Genomic DNA, 23,929 nt, shown 5'->3' with positions numbered 1-23,929 from the left:
TGTTCGATTCTTAAATTTCCCGTTATTCCTGCAAAAGTTTGCTGGCAAGCTCTGCAAGGTCAACGATATCAATCTTGCCGTCGCCCGTAATATCCGCACGCTTCGCAACGGACCAATCCGGGCTGTCCTTCGTTTTGCCGTAATGAACGGCTACGAGACTGAGGTCTCCAATGCTTATTTTGTTGTCTCCGTTCACATCCGGATTGGCTGGGACAAGGCTTGGTGTCACCAGGACCGAATGGGATGCCAGAGCGATAGTCGACTCACTGCCATCCGCATAGCCGACCAGCGCCTCAGTCGTTCCGATCGTTCCGGAGGTTTCCTCCTCGGTCTCCTTGGCTAGCCATTCCAATGCAATAAACGCCCCGTCGCCATGGATCGCATGCTGAGCGCCCAAGCTCGCTACGATGAGATGCAGCATCCCGGACCCATTCGTTTCTGCGCTTACGACCTTCACATGCTCCAGCTTCGACTCCGCTTGGACGAATTCGAATTTGTCCGCATCATACTCGATTCGCAGATCCAGAGCTTGCACCGGCTTTGTTACTTGCTGTACGCCCAAATCAACGGTGAACGATTGTTCCGCCTGCACAGTTTCCGGTCCATCCAGCGTCATCTTGGTCTGCTTCGGTATACCCTCGTCATCGAGAACGAATTGAATGTTATACTCTGCCGTCTTCAAGCCGTCCTCCGATTTCGCAATAACCTTGGCCGTCCCCGGCGCCGTCACGGCAGGTACGATCGTAATACTTGTGTTATTCTCGCCAACCGCTGTCAGCTTAGGAATATCCGCCAAGCTGTTGATCTTAACGTTGTATACGTAGCCGTCGCCCGACGGGACAAAACGATCGAGAATACTGCTTCCGTCCAATAGAATATCTGCGATCGCTATATCGCTGCCCGCCGCCGGCCGCTTCGCGAATACTTTAAGCTCTGTTATCGCCAAGCTCTTACCGGTTTGTGCAGTCATATTCAGTCGCAATGCCGATGTCTTCACCCGGTCAAAGGTATAGGAATTGGCTTCTCCTAATGTCGGAGTAGAAGGCTGGCTTTGCAAATTCGTTACATCCACCCAGCGGTCGCCGGATTTGTATTGCACGCTTAGATTGGCAGGATAGGTAACGCCATGGTCGCCGAACCAATGAATCTCCATATTGTCCACATCGTATTCAACCGGACTGAAATCTCCGAACGTGACCGAAATCCAGTCACCCGCGCGCGGAGTCCTTTGCCAGTTCGTCCAGCGGTTTTGCGGTGTGTCGTCATAAGAGATCACATCATCGTTAATGGCTTCCGCTCGATCCAGCGAGCCGTCCCCCAAATTGGTGAAGGAAGCTTCCACCTTCGGATAATCGTAGCCATTTTTCGCACGGCTAATATTGAGCTGAGCGCCGACCGTATCGGTTACGCGAACACTCGCTTTGGCGAGTTGATTGATGCCGTCAACCGTGCCGGTCAGCTCGAACGTTCCAAGCGTGCCCAGGCTGCCTTCCGGCGCCGCTGCCCAATCAACAGCTGCAGGGGCCTGCGTACCATCGCTGAAATATACCGTTACTGTTTCTGTAAGACTAGGCGCTTGATTGCGCAGAACGGCTGTTGATACATGCTCTACCGCAATAACGCCTTTAACGATGACCTTCGCTTTCGCTTTGATCGTTGTCCCTTCCACATCGCCGAGAACTGTAAACTCGCCAAGCTTAGTCGTTTGAGCAGGATCGAATGCATCCCAAGCGACTGCAACCTCACGCGGCAGTCCTGCATTATAATGGGCGACTACGGTTGCTGGAAGATGGAGCTCAGCACCCTTATCAATGACGAGCGTAACCGGCTCCAAATTCGTGATCACTTTCTCCGTTGTATTGGGCGCGATGTTGATGACGAGCGGTGATGTCGTTACGGCCCTGCCTTTATACGTTACCGATGCGGTTACTTCCGCACGGCCTGCACGGAGTGCATAAAGCTTGCCGTTCTCGATCCGGATCAACGACTCATCGTAAGTAAAGGTTGGACTCGCTCCCGCCAGTTCGACCTCCTCGCCGCTTTCAAGCTGTCCGATTAGCTGCAGATCCGTCACATCGTCTTCTGTCAATTCGACGCTTGCCGCCTGCAGCTCGGCGGAAACCAGCTTCGCCTCCTCCGTCTGTACATGGATGACATACTCAGAGCTAACCTGGCCATCCTCGGAGGTTACGTATACTTTGGCCATTCCCGGCAAAGCAAGCACAGGCAGGATCGTTGCCGTTGCGCCGTCGGCGCCAATGGCTTGAATTTCGGGAAGCTCGCTTCCATATGGCAGCTTGATCTGATAGTTTTTCGTTAATGCATCAAAATGTTCGATTGGCTTGCCGTTAACGGTAAGGCTGCTCAGATTCGCTGTATGGCCCATCGCGATTTGATCCGCATAAACTTCGACCTCTGTCAATGCGGAAAACTTACCCGCTGCCGACGCTTTCAAATGGAATTTCAGCTTGTCAGTCATGACCGTATCGAAACGGATCTGGTTCTTCTGCACCACATAGGGGGAAGGATTCGTTTGATTGCTGACAGGAGCCCAAGCGGAGCCGTTCCAATACTGCACGGTGACGGCACTTGGAACCACTGTTCCATGATCGGTAAAGACGAACAAATCCAAGTTATTGATGGCATAAGCCTTGCCGAAATCAACCGTTATGGTGTCTCCCGCATCTCGAGGAGAAGTCGTCCAGTTGGTCCAACGATTTTGCGGGCTGTTATTGTAGCTTTTTATGCCGTCATTGATATGGTTCAGATTATCTCCCGAGCCTGTATACGTGGCTTCCAGCTTCGGAAACACCGAGCCTTGTTTGCGCAGCATAATGTTTACCGGCGAGCTCTCATTCGTAACGCGCACAGCTGCAGCGGCTCGTATCGAAGTTTCTGCGACCGTTCCTTCAACCGTAAAACTGCCCTCCGAAGCTACTTGCTCCGCGCGTATAGGATCCCATTCCACAGCAACGTCTCTCGTCGAGTCATCGCTGTAGAGCAGGCTCACTTGCTTCGGCAATACCGGGATGATTCCTGTTTTTGTCACGACGGCTGTCGTCTTCACAGCCACAACGCCCAGGACGGTTACCGTTGCAACAACCTTCTCCGTCATGCCTTCCACTGTCCCTTGAACCGTGAACTTGCCGATTGACGCATAGCGGGAAGGCTCGATCGCAGACCAGGTTACGTTCTTCGAGATGACCGACGAGTCGCTGTAATAAACATCGACGGCTGCCGGCAGCACCGGCGCTTCATTCACCTCAGTCGTCACGCTGATCAGCTCATAACCGGCCACTGTCGGCTCGTCGCTGTCGCTGGCCGGTACCGTAAACACTCGAATTGTATCTCCGCCCAGACCTGCAGCGGAGGCGGTTAACGTCATCTCGCCAGCCGACGTATTCGATTGGAGAATTGCTAATGCCTTGCCGTTAAACACTTTCCTCTTCGTGTCCTTGTATCGTTCGATACTCGCCGCATTGCCGTTGTCCACGCCTGCAAGCTCGCCCTCGCCCGATAATGTGAAGTTAACAAGATGGTCAGCGTTAGGAACGATATTCCCGTCCCGGTCGACAACGTCGACGGTAATGAAGGATAAGTCCGTGCCATCTGCCGCAACGACTTGGCGGTCCGCCGTTAATCTCACAGCGGCAGGCGCACCTGCCGTAACAACTTCGTCTCTGGCGATGATGTTGCCGGCATCATCCTTCGCTACGGCTTCCAATTTGCCGGCCGTGAAAGGAACCGCCCATTCCAAATAGGTTTTTCCATCCGCGGTTTCTTTGTAGGATTTGCCCCAAGCGGTCGTTTTGTTCTGATAACGGCGCTCGCCAAGCGAGGTGCCGTTCAGGAACAATTCCACTTGATGCGCGTTTGTATATGCCAGGACGCGAACGGATTCGCCAGCCTTCCAGTTCCAGTGAGGCAGAAGATGGACCATCGGCTCTTCCTTCCATTGGCTCTGGTAATAGTAGAAAATATCTTTAGGGAAGCCCGCTGTGTCAACGGCGCCGAAGTAAGAGCTTTTGGAAGGGAATGTGCTGTAATAAGGTGTTGGTTCGCCAATGTAGTCAAATCCCGTCCAAATAAACTGTCCCGCGACATGCTTCAAATCCCGGTCCCGCTTCCATGCATCCTCCGCGGTGCGTCCCCAGCCTACATAATCATTGTCATAGGAGGATTGCTGCAGGTCTGCATATTTGGTGCTTTGATTATACGTATAAGGATGGGTGTAGACGCCTCTTGACCGGGTTGCGGATGACGTCTCCGCACCGTAAATGATCCAGTTCGGATTCTGATTATGGTATCCCGCATAATTATTTTCGCTGTAGTTCAATCCCACGATATCGACTAAGTCAAAAATTTGCTTCACGTAGGAATTAATCGGCGTCACATTTACTTTATCGCCTCTTGTTTTGTCTTCCCCGATGGTCGTCGGGCGCGTCGTATCGATCTCCTTCACCCACTGAATCAGGCTTCGGGCGGTTTCAACGCCGCTGGCGCTGGTCGTATCATAAATTTCATTGCCTAACGACCACATAATGATCGACGGTTCATTCTTCCCTCTATCGACCATTTCCTTCACATCATGCTCCGCCCAGGTCGCAAAATATCTGGAATAGTCGTAAGTCTTCTTCCCTTGCTTCCACGCATCGAACGCTTCTTCCACGACGAGAAGCCCCAGCTCATTGGCTGCTTCCAACAGCTCTGGCGAAGCCGGATTATGCGTAACCCTTATGGCGTTAACGCCCATGTCCTTCATGATCTGCATTTGCCTCTCCACGGCCCATTCATTCGTCGCCGCACCTAACGCGCCTAGATCATGATGCATCGATGCGCCGTGAAGCTTCATATACTCGCCGTTCAAGGAGAAGCCTTCGTTGCTGTCGAATTCGAAATACCGGGCTCCAAACAGCGTTTCGTACGTATCAACGGTCTGTCCCTGAGCGATAACTTCAGTGACGAGCTTATATCTGTGAGTATTGTCCAGACTCCACAGCGTAGGGTTCTCAATCACCGTTTCATCATCGAACACCGCAACCGCATCGGCTGTCACGGTTTGTGCATCTGACTCCGCAGATGCGACCTCTGCGCCCGCCTCATCGTAGATCGTGGACTTGACTTTTATTTCTGCCGGCTGACCGGAGTCATTCGCCACCTTCGTCTGAATGTCTACATCCGCCCGGCCTTCCGCATAGGCTTCCTCCAAATTCGGCGTCGTCACGAAGGTGCCGTATCTCGCCACATGAATCGGATTCGCAGTCGTTAAGTAGACGTTTCGATAAATTCCGCTGCCGGAATACCAGCGGCTGCTCGGCTGGGTATTGTTGACCTTCACGGCAATCACATTTTCTCGGCCGTCCGTATAGACAAGATTGGAAATATCATAGGAGAAGGCATTATAGCCGTATGGATAAGTGCCGAGCAGCTGCCCGTTTAAATACGTCGAGCTGTTCATATAGACGCCGTCGAAGTCGATCGAGATGCTTTGGCCTGCCATGGACTCCGGAAGCGTAAACGTCTTGCGGTACCATCCGATTCCCCCGTCCAGAAACCCGCCTTCATGCGTCGCGGGGGAGTTCGGGTTGAAGTCGAGCTCGATGCTCCAGTCATGGGGCAGCTTCAGCTCCCGCCATCCGCTGTCGTCGAACCCGGGGGCCTGCGCACCGGCGATGCTGCCGTTCGTTTCTCTCTGGAAGCGCCAGTTGTCGTTGAACGAGATCCTTCGAGCTTCGCTGGTGGATATGACTTCGCTTTCAGCCATGAATGTCGCGGCTGGCGCGGAAGCCGGCGCTTGCTGTGCGGCGGCTGCAGGCCAGGCGAAGGTCGTAAGCAGTAGAGCTGCCATGACGGACATGGCTGTGTTTTTTTTGATCCATCGGTCATTCATCATTCGAACTCCTCCTGTATGATAGAGGGACAAGGGCGGCATGAGCCGGCCCTGCCCCTTTTTTTCTCCTAGCAGTCTGCTAGCTTAATAGCTTTCGGGCGATCTCCGCGATGTCGGCAATATCGATAATTTCATCGCCGTTGACATCCGCGAACCTTACTTGCTCCCAATCCGGGCTGCTTTGCTTCGACTTGCCGTAATGAGCGGCTGCTATGCCAAGATCGCCGATGCTTACTTTGCCGTCATCATTGACATCGCCAGGAACGGCTGGGCCAGACAAGGTTACTTCTACAGCAATGGAAGCGGCTGCCGCGCTCGATTCCGCGCCTGTCTCATTGGCAAGCAGCAGACCTGCCGTTTCAATGGTACCCGTCACTGTCTCTGTTGCTTCCTTCGCAACAAAACGGAGCTCCAACAGCTCGGCATTTCCTGTAACCGCATTCGCTTGGCCCGTACTTGCAAGAATGAAGCGAACTTTGCCAGGCTCAATCGTCTTGGTCTCCAGTAATTGCACTCCGTCAAGAAGCGCCCTGGCAGACACGAACTCCATGACGGCAGGGTCATATTGAATCGTAACGTCCTCGGCAAATGCATCCTCGGACACATGGTTCAGACCGAATCGGACGGCAAAGCCGGAGCCCTCCTGAACAGTGGCCGGACCCGTCAGGCTCGCCGACACCTCCGCCACAACAATGACGGAAGCCTCGAATGTATCAATGGCAGCCTGCAACGCGGTTATCGCTTCGTTCACTTGCTGCTGCGTGGACGAAGCATTTTTGCTGACGCCATTCGCTGCTCGTATAGCCGCTGCGAGCGCTTGCTTCGCCGCTTGCGGATATTGACCGACGTTCGTGCCTGTATCCGCATTGTCGTGAATCATCTGCGCTTCGACCATTAACGAATTCAGCTGCGTTTTGTCTGCCAGCGGAGCGCCCGTCTGGTAGAATCCCACCTCGGACAAGTAGACAGGTCCGCGCGAGCTGAGAATACGAACGCGGAACTCTTGACCCGTTACCGGCTGCGGCAGCAGCACGACGCGTTTATAGCCGATGACTCCGCTCGCTGCGATCTGCTCCCATTGTCCGTTCCGGCGAACGTCGATCGCAAACGATTCGACTTGCTGGCCTTGACGGATATCCTCTTGCAACAATACTTTATCCACCGTAACGGAGCTTCCCAGCTTGAAGGTCAGGCTGCTGGCCTCGGTCGATGCAGCAGACCACGACGTATCGTAGGATCCATCGTTGACGTGACTTGGGTTTGCGCCTTGTGCTCCATTCTCGCCCGTGACGGCAGCGCCTTCCGTATGGTTAATAGCGAACTCGCGCTTCATTTGCTGATGCCATTCCTTCAATCGGGCCACGTCCGCGTCAGCGAACTGGCCGCGTGTGTCCGGCGGAATGTTCAAGAGCAGCACAGAGTTTCGCGCGATCGATTGATAATAAATGTCTCGAAGCTGCGCGACGGACTTCGGCGATTGATTGGCATGGTAGAACCAGCCCGGGCGGATGCTGACGTCCACCTCGGCAGGCCACCAGGTCAAGTAGTTCATGCCGTTCGCGGCCGCGCCCGCAAGCGCCGCCCGGCTGCCAAGATCGGAGGATTGATAGGATGGATAATAGCTTTGTATGCCATTCGCGTTCATCTTGGCGCCCAGCACGCTCCACTCGTTCTCGCGCGCTCTGCCCGATTCGTTGCCGACCCAGCGGACATCCTCTCCTTGCACGGCGATTACGGCGTTCGGCGCCAGCTCGCGGATCAGCGAATAATAGCTGTCCCAATCGTAATTCTCCGCCCGGTTCCCCGGAATATTGCCTTGCGAGCCGTCGAACCATACCTCATCGATTTCTCCGTATTGCGTCAACACCTCGTACAGCTCATTAAGCATAATCGCGCCGTAGTCGGTCGCCGGTAATTGGAAGGTTGGCAGAGAAGCATCGCCTGCACGGTCATCGCCTTCCACCAACGTTGGAATGGTCCGCACTTGACGAGGGCTGCCGTTCCCGAATTTGCCTTTCGTATATTCCCTATGATCGGATGGGGATAGGTACACGCCGACTTTGATTCCGTATTTGCGCATCGAATCCACAAATTCGCGGAGCACATCCCCATTGCCGTCCCGCCACGTGCTGCTTGCTACGTCAAAATCCGTATACCGGGATGGATATAGCAGAAATCCGTCATGATGCTTGACGGTCAGAATCGCCATCTTGAACCCGCTCTCCTTGAGCGTGCGGGCCCATTGGTCCGTATCGAGATCTGTAGGCTGGAACCGGTTCGGATCTTCGTTGAAGTTCCCCCACTCCACGCCATAGTACGTGTTAATCCCGTAGTGCAGGAAAGCCGTCTGCTCATATTGCTGCCAAGCGACTTGCCGCGGTTCCGGCCGCGCTAACGATGCTTTGGCCGCGATTGCCGCCGGACATTCGTTCGCTCGAATGGCGATCCGGTTGCCGGGTTCTAGCCCTTCAGGCAGGATGCATGGACCTCCCGACAGTCCCAACATGCCACTTTTGAATTGGCCGGTCAGCTTGCCGAAGGCTACTCCGTATATTTCGCCGTCCATGCTCGCACTGCTTGCGCCTGTGGCGCCGCCGCCGTACATGACGGAATTATGCGCCGCGATTGGCAAGGCATTAAGAGGAATGGCATTGCCCAGCTGCTCGTTGCCCCACCATACCGCCACCTCGGCTTGGGTCGCACTCAGATTTCTGTATAGAAGGGTGACTTGGTTAAACTCGCCGGTCAGCTTGCCTGTTATGTCGAACGTACCCGCCTGCTGTCCGTTCACAAGAACTTCCAGCTTCTCGCCCGCAGCCGAACGGCGCAGCTGAACCGCGCCGGCCAGATCGATCAGCGTTGCTCCCGGCTTAAGCGCGGATGGATGCGCCGAGATTTCGGCAACGTAATGGTTCGCCAGAACGCCATTCTGTACGAGCGCTGTTGCCGATGTGAAGCTAATCCTTGAGTTGTCGCCGCTCATATCGATACGGCCAAGACCTGTCACTTGACCGCCGGTCACCGCTACTTGGCCAAGGACAAGCTCATCTGCGGAGGGGGTATAGTTCCCGTCCGACAACGTTCCAAGCGCCATGGCCATCAGGCTGCGATCGATCTTGGAGAGCTCCATCGTCTTCAGCAGCGACGAATCGAACTCTCCTTCGAAGCTTGTGACTACCGCTTGCGAGATGGAGCCCTTGAAGCCGCGGCTTAATCCGGCCGTATGCACCTCATTGCCGAAGCTGAATTTGCCGCTGCCGCCTCCGCTGATCGCCGCGCGCCCATTGGTCGAGGTTGCCGGCGTCAGCTCCGCGCCGTTAAGGAATGCGCGAAGCACGGCTCCGTTCGCGGCAGGCTGGTATACCAAGGCAAGACTATGCTCCTTCCCCGTCTCCGGAGCAGCCGCGTTGCCTCTGTATTCCGCCCATGTGCCGTTGTTATTCACGGCAAAGCCGTATTCGATTCTCGTGGCGGATTGGTAACGCGCATACATATTGCCCATTACCCCGATAATCGTGCCCAGCGCGGCTTGATTCGCCTGCGGCTTGAACTTTGCTTCCACGACAAACGCATCATTAACTGTCGTCGTACCGTACGAATTGTTCGAGAGAAATTCAATGCCTTGCGTGCCGCCATTCAAGACGACTCCTTCGCCAAACACTAATTGCTCGGTGCCCGCGCGCCGATTGACATCCCCGTACATGATCTCGCCAGTAGCCGAGGTATAGCCTTTATCCGTTGAGAATGCCCCGCCAAACCCGATATCGAGCAGCTCCTCGCTGCTTGCGGCTGCCTCCGTGACAGATGGGGAAACAGGAATGCTAAGAAAGACCATCATCATCGCCAGAATGAGCGCTATAAAACGTTTTTTCAATGTTTATCCCTCCTAAACGGGTAGCTGCTGCAGCAAATGCCGAGCGATGAGCGCGAGATCCGCAATAAGGCAGAAGGGAACCCAGGCCTGCTGCCCTGTTCGTCTCAAAAAACGGCCTATGACGAACACATCATAGGCCGTTTCTCGCTTTGCATGTTGCCCCTTGCTACCCTAGAATTTTTTTGGCGATTTGCGCCAAGTCCAGAATATCAATCCGGCCGTCCTTCACAATGTCCAGATGAGCGATTTGCGCCCAATCCGCGCTGCTCACGTCTTTGCCGTAATGAGCCGCCAGCATGGACAGGTCGCCGATGCTGATTCGGCCGTCCTGATTGTTGTCCCCAGGGATTCCAACTGTTACCTCGACCTCAATGGCAGCAGCTTTCGCTTCCGTCTCGTCGCCGCTCGCATGACCCAATTTGACATCCGTAACGGCAATCGTCCCTGTTGCTGCCGCTGTCAGAGTCTTAGCCTTAAAGCTAAGTTCCAGGATTTGCGCATCCCCCGCCACCGCATGCTCGGCGCCTTCGCTAGCCAGGATGAAGCGCAGCTTGCCAGGCGTCACTGCGATGGTCTCCACCAGCTGAACACCCTCGATAAGCGACTTCGCCACTGCGAATTCCAACACCGAAGCGTCATAATCCACATGAATGTCTTGCGCAAACGTCTCTTCCGTCAAACCGTTGATGCCGAATTGAACGAGGAAGTTATCCCCTGCCTGAACCGTGCTTGCTGCCGTTAAGTGCGATTTCGGCGCAGTAGAGACTTGGCTTGCCTGGAATGCGGTGAATTCAGCGACGGAAGCAAAATCGCCTACTCCCTGAACCGCTTCCAGCTTCACATAGGCAGCCTCTACAGGCGTAAAGTTCGCTTCCTTCAACCGGTTGTTGCGAAGCCAGTTCCCGCTGGCCACTTTCGTGTATTGGACACCGTCCAAACTGATGTACACGTTGTATGCCGTAATCGTTCCGTTGCTTGCTTCCGGTCTTGGCAAATAACCGATCTTGCTAATGCTGTAAGTTCCGCCCAATTCGACAATGAGCGATTGCGGCAGCGGATCCAGGTTGAACCATCTGGTATGCCAATGTGTTTCCGGATTGCCGTCGAGCGCATGGCTCGCGTCATTAACGCCGGCCTGCGAGCTGGTTGCTGTCGCTGTCATTTGACTTTGCGCAATTTCAACTAAGCCCGTTTGCCCGGTTACGGTCACTTCGCTCGTTGCCGTAAGGCCGCCTTCAAGCGTAGTCGCCGTAATCGAAGCCGTCCCCTGACCCTTCGGCGTTACCTTGCCGCTTGCGTCAACGCTCGCTATGCCTGGGTCGCTGCTCGACCAGACCACGGTCTTGTTCGTTGCATCCCCCGGTTCGACCGTCGCGATCAGAGTAACCGGCTCGTCGAAAACGTGCAGCGCAAGCGTCGGCTGGTCAATCGTAATTCCGGTGGGCAGCTGTCCCTCGCCTAATGAAATGCCGTATAATTTGAATTCCGTGAAGCCTGCTTTGGATGCAGCATCAGGCAGTCCCGTAATCGTCACTTTTGCATATCGGCCCCGGCTCCCGAAGTTGTCTATGATGACTTCGCCTATAGACGAATTGTTCGTCCGGTCTACGACCGTAATCCAATTCGCGCTGCCCGCTTCCCGCACTTCGATTTTGTATTTGTACAGCTTATCGCCGTGCTCGAAGGATACTTGCGAGGATTGAATCGAATACATTCCGCCCAGATCAACGGTCCAGGAATGATTCGGATTCGTATCGCTAGCCGACCACTTCGTTGCGGGATTTCCGTCATTGCCGCTTGATGCCGGATTAGCGGCTTCTTCACTGTCGGCCGAAGCCGGCTTGCCCTGCGAGATCAATTGCATCTCCGGCGCCGTTTTCGGAGCTTCATAGACATCGAGCTCCGAGGCGGATACGAAGCCGCCGACGGCGGCGACCGCCTCCAGCTTCACATAACGCGCCGATACGGGGTTGAACATGATGTATTTTTTCAGATTGTTTCGGATCCAAGACCCTTCGGCTATCTTCGTATAGGTCTGGCCATCCGTACTCACGTACAAGTTGTACGACGTGATCGTCCCGTTCCCGGCATCCGTGCGCGGCGCATATCGGAACTGGCTGATCGTATACGCCTTGCCAAGATCGACTATGATCGATTGCGGCAATTTATCCGATCCGTCCCATTTCGTGTGCCATACCGAATTCGAATCGCCGTCAATCGCCTTGGACGCCTCGGCACCCGGCTGGAAGCTGAACGCCGAAGCCTTCATCAAGCTTTTGGCAATGGCGGTTGGAGCCGGCTTCGTGAGATCCCGGTATACATTGACCTCTGATGCGGAAGCAAACCCGCCTGACCCTTTAATCGCCTCAAGCTTCACGTACTGCGCTTCTACCGTATCGAAGGCAACGGACTTCTCCAGCTTATTCGCTGCCCATTCGCCGCTGCTTACGAGCGTGTAAGCAACGCCGTCCAAGCTTGTATAGACGTTATATTGGGTAATCGTTCCGTCTGTTCCGCCATATTGCCTCGGCATATATTTCAGCTTGTTTACCGGCTGCTTGAAACCGAGGTTCAGCGTAATCGACTGCGGCAATGCTGCCGTTCCCGAGAGCGGCGTGCTCCAGATCGTTTCAAAGCTGCCGTCCAGCACATTCGCGGCCGGCGCTGCGGCATCCGCGCTTGTCGCTGCAGCAACGATATCCTGCTGCGGAATGCGGCTTGGGTCGCTGTCCACTTGAGGCAGCTCGATCTTCTCCGCATCGAGCAGCGGTGTTGTATCCGCTGTGAACCCGGACACTTTCAGCTCAAAGCCTTGGTCGGTAGGAAGATCCGGCGTCTTCACATAGAGAATGCCGCCTTTATCCGACGCGTCGTAGTACCAGCCGCTGCCCGCCGTTTCCCAAGCGGCCATCGAAGCGGCCTTCGCGTATGCGGCGCCGCCAACCGTAACCGCCGTTGGTACGTTCGGCATATGAATCATGAATTGGTTCGTACGCTCGGCAAGCTTGCCAGTGTAGTCCCCTGCACTTGCTCCAACTTGTATTACAAGATTGCCGGTTCCCGACGTCGGCGCGATCGAGGTAATGGTCGTTGTCGCGAATTTACCCTCGCGATGCTCCTTCGTATTCCCGTCATCCTCATACATCGTGAAGCTGGACGTCTTGTACGGATAAATATCGTACGTAATCGGATTTGGCGGCACTTGACCGTCGTATAGAGCTTCCGGATACATCGGAATGATGGCTCCGCCTTTGACGAGGAGCGGCAGACGCTCAAGCGGCGCATCGTATTCATCCAGCATTTTGGAGCCGTAATGCTCCTCGCCCGTCCAGTAGTCGATCCACTTGCCCTTCGGCAAGTAGATGCCGTTCCTTACGGTTGTGTCCGAATAGACAGGCGCGACCAGGAACGATTCGCCGGACATGAACTGATATTGCGTCATCGTGCCCTTGGCGTTCGGATCATTCGGGTACTCATAGATCATCCCGCGCACCATCGGCGCCCCGGATTCATACGCCTCGTTCAGATAGGTGTAGAAATATGGCGTCAATCTCTCTCGCAATTTCAAAATATCGCGGTTGTAGCTGGTGTACGGTTCGCCCCATACCCATGGCTGCTTATCTCTCGCCGCCCAACCGGACATGTTGATCATCGTTGGCGTAAAAGATTTCCATTGCAGGTCGCGGACCTGAGTCTTCGCGCTCCCGCCGAAAATGCCGTCTACGTCGCTCGACGCGTAAGGAATGCCGGAGAGGCCGGCGCCGATATACGTCGGTATGTGGAAGCGGATATATTCCCAGTTGCCGGCTTGATCGCCCGACCAGACGGTGGAATAACGCTGCGTGCCCGCCCAACCGCCGACCGACCAGACATAGCCGCGCGAATCCGAGTTATTCTCGATGCCATCATGCGCTTGCTTGCTTGCATCCAAGGCGAAGTCATAGCCGGGACCAACCCAAGCGACATCAAGCTTAGCCAGTCGGGTTCCCGCCACGCCGACCTCTTCCGCGATTTTATCCACGCCGTTCTGCGTCCACAGGCCCGTATGGAAGCCTAGTTTATCCAGCTCATCGACGGTCTCCTTCAGCTGGGTATAGCCGCAGCCATACCCGTCATTCGGCAGAATCCATCCGCCAGGCATATCATAGTCGCGATATGTTTTGGCAATTCGGTCGATAACGTCCGTCGTAGTGTCCGGCGGCTTGTTATAGCAATCCGCGTCGCCAAGCCCCATTCCCCACCGAGGAATAAGCGTCGGCTTGCCTGTCAGGTCGGTATAGCCGTCCAAGATGTCCTTCATGCTGCCCCCGTAGAAATAATAGGCGTCAAACCGATTTTCTTGATGGGTCAAATTCATTGTGCTGTCGAAATCGTAAGATCCGTTCTGGAACGTATTGCGCAGCACCCCGTAACCAGCCGTGCTTAAGTAGAAGGGCGAAGGATTGGAAACGGTGCCGCTGCCCCAATCTCCATAATTCGCGGCAATCGCGATTTTGCGGTCGCGGTGGTTGAAGAAACCGTTCTGCATGCCGCCGCCGTAGAAATATTCGTCTTCGCCGCGGACAAGCTGCTGAGTTGCCGATGTGCCGTTATGCGTCAGGCTGGCCGCTTCTTCCCATACAACCGATTCATTATCCTTCTGGTACATGGCGAATTTGAGCGGGCTCTTGTAAGCCCGCAATACAAATTCGCTAGTTTCCATCTTGTAATAGTCGCCCTCATCCGACCAGTCTACGGCTACCTGGCCGAAATCATCGCTCACCACAATCGGTTCGGCCGGTTCCGGCCCGAACTTCCCGCTTAAGGTCGTGAAGCTGCCGCCAACGCCGAGCCAGATCCGAACCATGTCCTCCCGGTTGAAGATGACCCGCACTTTATCGCTGCCGGCCGTAATCGTGAAGGTCTTCTCGTCGGTTTCTTCAAATTTGGTAATGGCCCCCAATGAAGCCGCTTCCGCTCGATCTGCTTGCAGCAGGTAGAAGGAGAAGAGCGTCAAAACGATAGCTAACGAAGCTGCAGCGACGACCGTCGCAAGCTTGAATGTCCTCAAGTATAATCCCCCCATATTCACACTCATTCCGCCGACAATCCTTCGGCATGATCGCCGCCCTAGCGGATAATCGCTTGAGCTACTGCCGCAAGATCGCCTAGATCAATCTTGCCGTCCATGTTCACATCGGCACGCTTCACGGCATTCCAATCCGGATCTTGATCCGTCTTGCCGTAGTTCGCTGCGACGATCGCCAAGTCGCCAATGCTGACGCGGTCATCCCCATTCACATCCGGATTCGGCTCGGACATCACGAATGTAATGGAAGCAGTCGAAGAAGCCGCATTCTCTTCCGTACCGTCGCTATAACCAAGATTCGCATCCGCTGCGGTAATGGTGCCCGATCCGGATTGCTGCAGCTGCTTCGCTGCGAAGGTGAGCTCGACGACTTCTTGGTCGCCGCTGACGCCGTTCGCTTCACCTTGGCTTGCCAGGACGAGTCGAACCGCTCCTGTTGACGGTTTCGCCTCCACGAGAGAAACGCCGTCCATCAGCGACCCAGCGGAGACAAATTCCATCAGGTCCGCATCGTATGTGAGCAGCAGATCCTGCGCATATACCGCCTTCTCGAGATTCTGAAGTCCAATTCGAACCTTGAACGACTCTCCCGCCGTTACGCGATCCGGCGCTGTGATTGTTGTCGCTGGCTGGTCAGAGTTAGAGGCAAGTACGGTGACTTGACTGACCGCCGTGAAGCCGCCCGACTGGGTTGTGGCGCTAATCTCCGCGGTGCCCGCGCTGATAGCCGTTATGATCGCTTTGCCGTCGACCAGCTCCACCCTCGCGATTTCTTCGTTGCTGCTCGCCCAGTCGACGGTTTTATTCGTTGCGCTTCCCGGCTTAATGAGTGCGCTTATTTCCGTCGTTTCTCCCTCTTGCAGAACGATTGCCGGTTTGTTCAGCTCAATGCCGGTTACAGGCACTTCCGCAACATTATTTGCAAGCAGGAAGTCGTCAAATATCGCAGCCGTCCCCCCGAACACCCTGGCGCCCATCCGGCCGGCTTCATTCGGCAGCGCCGTAATGGCGCCCTCGAAATAAGCGGTTCCATTCACAATCAGCGTGATATGCGTTCCCTCGAATTTCACCTTAACGGTTGAGGTTACGCCTTTCTTTAATTGAGCGCCCGCGCTGTTCGTCATTCGTCCGTAGCTGTCCTGGGCATTCACCCAATACCAGGAGCCGTTGTCGAATCCGACGGATGCCCACTGCCCTTCATTCACATAGCGGAAAATCAATCCGGCGCGAATACCGTCGGTTTGCGGCGTAATCTTAAATTCGATCTCGCCGTCCTTCACAGCAGGCGAGCTCTGATCCACAAATACGTTGCTGGTGTTATTCGCGGTTAGGAGGACCGCATGCTCGTTCGCGTTCGAGGGCGATGTTCTCAGCGATTTCGTCCCGGCCGCGCCAATGGGATGAATCCAGTTGTCCAGATTCTGATCTTCGAAGCTTTCCCCGTATCTTACCGGCACGGGAACCGGCACGGGATCATTTGGATTCGGCGGATAAACCTCGAACTCATATAAGGAGAATCCGTATGTGCCGGCGCGCTTGGTGCCCAGCATCCGAACATACTTCGCCCGTTCGGTCGGGAATTTGATTGTCTCGACGCCGCCGACGCCCGCGCTTGTCGCATAGACGTCCGTCCAGCTCTGCGCGTCGTCGGAAACTTGAAGCTTGTAGCCTTTCGCGTAAGCCCCTTCCCATTTGAGAACGACCTTGCTGATGTCCTGTCTTTCGCCAAGGTCAACGGATATCCATTCATTGTCCGTATGTGCGGACGACCAACGCGAGCTGCTTGAAACCGATCCGTCAAAGGCCAGATTAGCCGGGAATGCGCTGACTTCCACAGAGGAAGCCGTCGCAGGCTTATTCATTGCGATGTTCACGGTCCAAGGCGGCGAACCCGCTTCCGCCGCAATTTCATTGCTTGTCAGCAGCCGGTCATACAGTTTGATTTCGTCCACTGTACCTTGCAGCGCATTCGTCTTACTGCCGATCCTTGATGCTGGAAGCAGCGTATTATCCGCCACTTTACTTTTGAACTCTCCATCCATGAATAAGGTCGTGCCGCTCAAATCGCCTTGGAACGCAATGTGAACCCAGCGGTCTGTTGGAATGGATGTATTGAACGTGTAATCGAACCCTTCTCGCGTGAAGCCGGCGAACGGGCTGCCCTTCTGCTTCAGCTTCAAGGCGCCAAACCCGGATTCCATGAATACGACCTCGTCGGACTGCGAATCCGCGTCCAGCTTCACCCAAGCGCTGGCCGTCCACGGGAAGCCTTTGGTCGTTAAATCTGTTGCGATATGGTCACTCAAGTCGTCGAATAAGAGCGCTCCGCCGGCTTTCCCTTCATTCGTCCAAGCCGCCCCGTTCACGCTGCCGTCATAGGAGTTGCCGGATAAATCCGCGGTTGTCCCGGCACTGCCTTCTTCGAGCGGATAATGAACGACGAGGTCCGAGGCTGTATCTACCTCATGAAACAGATTGGAGCCGGGGCCCGTTCCAAGCAGGTCGCTAAGACGGTCAAACTCAGCGAAGGTCGAATCCGTGGATTTGCCTCTCCACATTTTCTCCGCCATCACCGGCACTGCTTTGAAGAAGCGGTCATGTACGTCAGAGGAGCTTACTTTCCGGCCCATCATGTCATTCCATATCGCAAACATACCACCCAGCAGATTAGGCTCTCCTTCATTTAATTGAGGATTCCCCCCGACAAAGGCAGGCGTCCAATTGTTGAAGAGCCATTGCTTATCCAGGTAATCGCGGTAATAACCTGCCTTAGGCACCATGTACAGGTAGGCATCCAGCGTATTAATAACCTTAAACCCTTCGGCCACTGAAGTGACGGGATCCTGCCAACCTCTCGACCAGGCGTGTACAATGATGTCCTTATCCACTTCCGTCGTGCCGGGAAACACTTTCAGGCTGCCCCACATTCTTGCTTTTTTCCCTTTGGATTTGAAATGATCGTTCATGATGTTCAGGAACTCGCGGTAGGCTTCAAAGGTCGTAGGATCATTCGGCGCAAATTCGTCGGCCCCGAAATGCACCGTGTCCGAATCGAACCAGTCGCCGTCCAAGTACTCATCCCACACATCTTTGATAAAGGCGATTGTCTCCGGTCTCGTAATATCCAAATGGTCAACCGGCATATTATCCTTGACCAGCTCGGGTTTGATTTTGGTTAAAGAAAGAGCATGGCTTGGCGTATCGATTTCCGGCGTAATCGTTAAGCCGCGAACATTGGCCAAGTCTTGAAGCTCGCGGAAATCCTGCTTCGTATAATGGCCGTCCTTCGCCGTCATTTCCGGATATTTGGTGCTTTCCAGGCGGAAGGCCTCATATTTGTTCCAATGCTCTCTGCTGTTATCCTTAAATATTTCGTTGTCGTTCAAATGAATCTGGAAATCGTTTAGTTTGTAGTAGGACATGATCTTGACATATTCCTTGAGGTCGCTCATCGGGATGAACTTGCGGCCCACATCCAACATGAATCCGCGTTCCTCGTACTTGGGAAAGTCCTTCGCCGTTCCCTTGGCGATACTGTCCTTCTCCGCATCCTGCTCGAGAATTTGCAGCGCCGTCCGCGTTCCGTAGAACACGCCGGTCTGGGTGTTCGCGCGAATCGCTGCATAATCCCCGACCTCGAAGAGGTAGCCTTCATCTCCTATCGAAGGATCTTCTGCATCGGTGAATGTCAGATAGAAATCGCCGTTCTTCGGCGCTTCGCCGTTCACAACCGCGAGATCATGACCCGTTATCTCGATCAAATCCTCTTGGAACAGCTCCGCTGTCGCCTTCAGCTCTGTGCCGCCGTCATATACGATACGGGATGTATCGTCGATCGTGTAGGCGCCCGTTCCCCCCGTCCATTGCTGCAGACTCGGAATGACCTTCGGCTTCGCGTTGACGGCTCCATCCGCAGCGGCAGCTTGCAAGGGAATGACGCTGCACAACAGCGCAACTACGCATAACAGGCTAAGTGTCTTTTTCAACCTTAAACGCCTTCTCTCATTCGAATTTGGCAAAAAGAAAGACTAGGCGCATTATGCAATGTTCATCACATCGTGTGCCTAGTCTCATGTTGAGATCATTCTATAAGTGCAAGTTCAAGCCTCTATATCATTTTGCTGGCTACGAACACAAGGTCGGCGAGGTCAATCTTGCCATCCCTGTTAACATCCGCTTGTTTAGCTTCGTTCCAATCCGGGCTTTGATCCGTCTTGCCATAATGGGCAGCGATCATCGCAAGGTCGCCGATGCTCACTTTGTCATCCCCGTTCAGGTCGCCGGAGCTTTCTGCCGGCGTAATCTCCACGAGGCTGCTGACAAGCGCAGGCGTCGATTCTTCGCCTAGACCGGTGGAGATTTCGGCCAAGGCAATAGCGATTGAACCGCTCACTTTGTCTTCAACGTTCTTCGCCTTGAACGTCAGCTTCATCACATCCGGGTTTCCTGTTACCGAGTTGCCTTGGCCTTGGCTTGCTGCAACGATTTGAACTTTACCCGCTGTTTCGGCGGACGGTTCAAGAATCGCTACCCCTGGAATCAACGATTCCATCCCGATGAATTCCATGACGCTTTCGTCATAGTCGACCACGTACCTCTGCGCGTAAATATCCTGTTCGATATCGCGCAGACCGAGCGTTACGGCGAACTCTTGACCGGAAACGACTGTAGCCGGCGCCGCGAGATGAGTGGCCTCGCTAGGATCAACAACTTCGCTTTCGACTCGGAATACATTCAGCTCCGCCGCCGATGCGAAGTTGCCCATGCCCGCTGTTGCTTCCAGCTTCAGATGCGTTGCCTCTACGCCTGCGAAACGAAGAGCTTTGACCCCTGCAGCGCCTTCCCAAGTACCGCTGGTCACAAGCGTGAAGTCCGTGCCGTTTGTACTTGCGTACAGGTTATAGCTCGTAATATTGCCATTCTGGCCGCTTGTTCTTGGCGTGTAGTTCAATTGGTTCACGACATACGATCCGCCCAGATCGAGTGTGATGCTGGCCGGCAATTGAGTCGAGTACCATGGCGTGTGCCACATCGTGGACGCATCGCCGTCCAGCGCATTGGATGGCTCGTCGCCCGGTTGGAAGCCCGAGGCGGTTGCCGTCATTTGCGCTTGCGGAATTTTAACGTTCGGCTTATACACATTGACGGTTACGGCTGCTGTTTTGCCGCTTGCATCCTTAGCGGTTGCTGTAATGACGGCAGTGCCCGTTGCAAGAGCCGTAACTTTGCCCGTTGCGTCCACGCTTGCAACTTTTGGACGGCTGGACGTCCATGTCAAGGAACGGTCAAAAGCATTCGCAGGTTCAACGCGCGCGCCGATGACGGTCGATTGGCCTTTGTTCAGCTCCATGGATTGCGGCGACAAAATCACTTGCTCAACTAGAACGCCTTCTTCAGGCTCGATCTGGCCTTCATCGTTTACACGAATATTGTCCAGAACAAGCGTGCCTGTCAGTTCCTTCTGATTATTATTGAAGTTTTTCACAATCTCCAGATAAGCGTCTTTCGCTCCATCGGTGGAGAAGCTCATGTCCAGCTTGTTTTCCCCTTCGGCCAGTTCCTTAATTGCCAGCTCGCGTACAACGCCGTTCTCCTTGACTCGGATCGCAACACTGTACATCCCTGCTTGGTCCGAATTGTAATCCATCGTCAGATTGTATAGACGATCCTCTTCCAAACGAAGCGTGTGCGGCAGCGTGCGCAGCCAGCTGCCCGTATTTTCCTCATTCGTTTTCAACGACCATTTGCCGTCGAGCACATAGGAGAAATATTGCGTGGACGGATCCTCCGCTTTTTCTACCAAATGAGTGCGTACAGGTCCGGATTTCGAGTAAACGAATGGGCCCCAGCCCTCATCCACATTCTCGAAGTCTTCGAACAATACCGATTCTCCCGCATCAGTCTTCGTCGGGTTTTCCCAAACTCTCACATCGTCGAACAAGACGGTTGCATTGCCTTCGGCTGCCTTTAATGTGAACAGCGCCTTATCGCTCTTGGCGTCGAACGATACTTTAATGCGTTGGAAGTTTTTGCCGTAATATTTGTGCTGCTGACCTAGATACCCGTGCTCCGTGTTGTCCAGGTCATTCACAACCTTGTCATCGCCCTGCTGAACGCCGATCTCAACCTTGCGTTTGCCGTCGATGCTGACCCATACCGATGCGGAATAGGATTTTCCTGCTTCAAGGCCCGTTATTTCTTGCTGAATCGTTGCGTCGGCCGGTCCGGCTACTTGCAGCTGATCGTCCGCGTTGTTGTTTTTCACGAATTTAATATGATCCGTTGTAGCCGCGGATTTGGACCAATAATCGAAGCCTTGGCTGTCGAAGCCGATGTCCTTCACAGGGCTTCCTTCGCCCCATACCATTGCCGGTTGTACGGGAGCTGTGTCCGGATAAAGCACATATCCAGTGCCGGCTTCTGCATTCAGCGTCACTTGATCATTGGTTACTTGCACATCGGCAACAAATTCGCGTCCAAGATCCGTCAGCTTATACAGCTTCGCCGTCTCGACTGCGTTCCAGGAAGCCGGAACCGTCCATGTGGTCGCGCCGCCCGCTGGATTCCAGTGGTAGATCTTATCTTCCGTTTGCGGATCCCATGGAATAAAGACCGTGCTATTCGTAATTTTGTCGCTGTCCGTCATAATGGCGACGTCATGGCCGTCCTTGCTCAGATGAATTTTGCCGTCGGAGAGACGTTCAACCTTCACATTGTCCTCGAACAAGATTCGATTCGTCTCCAACTTCATAATGCCGAAGTTCTGCATATATTTCGTCGGCAGGTTGTGATTAAAGAAAGCAGAAGTCGTCGATTTGTAGCTGTTGGATTCCGGATTGCCCTGCCAGTATCCGACGCCGGCCTGTTGCATTCCCTTCAAGAGCGGAGTCGCCAGGAAGCCGTCGGCTTGCGTATTGCGAAGGAATCGAACGATCTTGCTGTCATTCCCTTTGTTCGGATAGGCCGGATCCGTTCCCCAATGTACCCAAGCCGCCTGCTCGAAGAGCGGACCGGCATATTCCGTACCAAGCATCCAACCGCGTTCGTTGATGTATTCCGCCAGCTTCTTCGCGTTATAGTCGGCTCCGGAATAGACGTCGACATAAACAAAAGACAGATTGTCGCCTGTGTCATCCTTCAGCATTTGGAGGCGGCGCTCCAGCTCCCCGGATTCCACATCCTTCGTTTTGTTGACGTAATAAGCTTGATCGAGCCAGCCCCAGCCTTTGCTTAACGGAAGCGCCATATTGTCGTGCTCGAACTCGAAAGCATCCGTCATATATTCCGTGGCGTTAATGTGAACCCCGCCGTAAATGTTATATTTTTTGCCCTCTTCCAGAACAAAGTTGAAGTCTTCCTTGCCGCCTTGGCGAATGCCGATATGACCGCCGTAGTCCGGATGGGAATCGTCGTGGCCTTCCGCTTGATAACCTTTGTACAAGACGATCTGGCCAAATCCGTCCGTCAAATTCGATATTTTCTTCGCGTTATCGAAAGCACGAAGGAACGGCGAGGTATTGGTGGAACCGATGTTCATGCTGATATACGAGAAGGTGTCGCTAATCATATCGCTGCCTTGCGGCGTTGGTGCCGCTTCACGGTAAGCGATTGCGCCATCCTGCCAGTCCACGATGCCGTCGTCATTCGCATCCGGTGTGAGCACAACCTTGGCAGTCGGCAATGCTTCCGGTTCCAGGACCGAATTATTTCGATAAATCCAGGAGCCTCCGGAAACTGCCGCTTTCTTTTGGTTCAGTTTCGTATCATTAGCCACTTTCACACGAACTTTGTCAAATCCATTCACGACATTCGTGATCACGGATGCCGCCAATTTATCGTTATTCAGGAAGGCATATGTGCGTCCGGCATTGACATCCGTAGCACCAAGCACCAGATCCTTATACTCCTCCTGGACAGGAACCCAGTCGCCCGTAATCCAAGCCGCCGTCTCTTGCGCTTTCGGTTCGGAAGCATTCACGGAGATCAGATCATGGTTAGGGAATTCTATCGTTTTAACCTTCTCTGCGCCCTCCTCACGAAGATTAAGAACCTCGAACTTTAATTCGTTATCTTGAACCGATAACTTTGCATCGAATTTCACGGAAATTTCCGGAATTTCGAGCATATAAGCAGCTGAGCTGCCATCCGCCGATTTATTATAGGATTTTGCCGTAGGGAAATAAGAAACCTGGTTGATTTTCACTTCGTTCAGACCGTTGATTTGACCGTGCATTTCCGCATTGTTTGCTTTCCATTTGTACTTCTGTACACGCGGAAACTCTTGGTCAATAACAACGCTCATCTCTTCGGATCCGATGGTGTCCGTAACCGTAATCGGTTTGGCAACGGGTTCCTCAGCCTGGGCCTCCGACACTTTAACATCGTCGATCGTAATCGTTTTGTTATTGAACCAGCTGCGAAGACCGATCTTGCCCTCGCCTGTTCGAACCGTTGGCAGGCTTGTATTCAGGACGCTTACGCCGTCAATCCACAATTGGACGCTGTCGTCCACATAACGAAGCTTAAAGGTATAGGTTTTGTTCGCTTCGAATGTTGGACTATTCGTTGAAGTAAGATTGCCGTAGGTTTCGGATCCATTCTGAACCGAATCCCAGCCCCACGAACTTACATCGTATTGAATGACATTATAGTTATTGCTGTCTGCGTAACGGTACACCAGTCCGAACCGGCTTGGGACGGCCGCGAACTTCAGCTTCACTTCATACTCCCCATTCGCAAGGCTTGGGGATGCTGTATCCGCAAGAATGACTGCGCCTGTCGTAACGGCTTTAACGGTTCCGTTATCCGGAGCAAAAGTTGCTGTGCCTTTGCCGGTCGACCAGCCTGTAATCACATTGTCATTATAATCTTTGAAGTAGACGTCACCCTCGGCTGCGAAGACCCCCGCAGATGGCAGGAGCAGCTGCGCTCCCAGCGCCATGGTCACAAGAATGCTTAGCGGCTTAACGCGTTTTTTCACATCGATCTCCCTCTCTTAAACACCAGAATAGCAGGTTTTATAACCTCACTTCCCGTACATGCACTTGCAAGGAATCATATAAACTCCTCTGCATCTTTTGTTACATTTTGTATCATC

At 53.9% G+C, this 23,929-nt stretch carries 5 protein-coding genes; all 5 read right to left on the bottom strand.

The window, feature by feature from the left end; genetic code table 11:
• Positions 1-22 precede the first annotated feature (22 nt).
• The 5 genes from RB620_RS22275 to RB620_RS22255 all read right to left on the bottom strand — a co-directional run bounded on the left by RB620_RS22275 (position 23) and on the right by RB620_RS22255 (position 23,812).
• Positions 23-5,893, bottom strand: a complete 5,871-nt coding sequence (locus RB620_RS22275) for an Ig-like domain-containing protein (protein WP_308098218.1) — start codon at positions 5,891-5,893, stop codon at positions 23-25.
• Between the two features lie 76 nt (positions 5,894-5,969).
• Complete coding sequence (locus tag RB620_RS22270) at positions 5,970-9,764, bottom strand: alpha-L-fucosidase (RefSeq protein ID WP_308098216.1); 3,795 nt, start codon at positions 9,762-9,764, stop codon at positions 5,970-5,972.
• 166 nt (positions 9,765-9,930) lie between these two features.
• Positions 9,931-14,814: a discoidin domain-containing protein gene (locus RB620_RS22265; RefSeq protein WP_308098214.1), complete on the bottom strand. Its 4,884-nt coding sequence runs from the start codon at positions 14,812-14,814 to the stop codon at positions 9,931-9,933.
• A 59-nt stretch (positions 14,815-14,873) separates the two neighbouring features.
• Positions 14,874-18,818 carry a family 20 glycosylhydrolase gene (locus tag RB620_RS22260; protein WP_308098212.1) on the bottom strand — a complete coding sequence of 1,315 codons (3,945 nt, stop codon included), beginning with the start codon at positions 18,816-18,818 and terminating at the stop codon, positions 14,874-14,876.
• A gap of 122 nt (positions 18,819-18,940) precedes the next feature.
• Positions 18,941-23,812 carry an endo-alpha-N-acetylgalactosaminidase family protein gene (locus tag RB620_RS22255; protein WP_308098210.1) on the bottom strand — a complete coding sequence of 1,624 codons (4,872 nt, stop codon included), beginning with the start codon at positions 23,810-23,812 and terminating at the stop codon, positions 18,941-18,943.
• Positions 23,813-23,929: the final 117 nt, after the last annotated feature.

Source organism: Paenibacillus sp. LHD-117, assembly GCF_030929555.1.
GTDB lineage: Bacteria > Bacillota > Bacilli > Paenibacillales > Paenibacillaceae > Pristimantibacillus.
The sequence above is the reverse complement of the archived record's forward strand: the minus strand, read 5'-3'. Positions and strand labels throughout refer to the sequence as shown.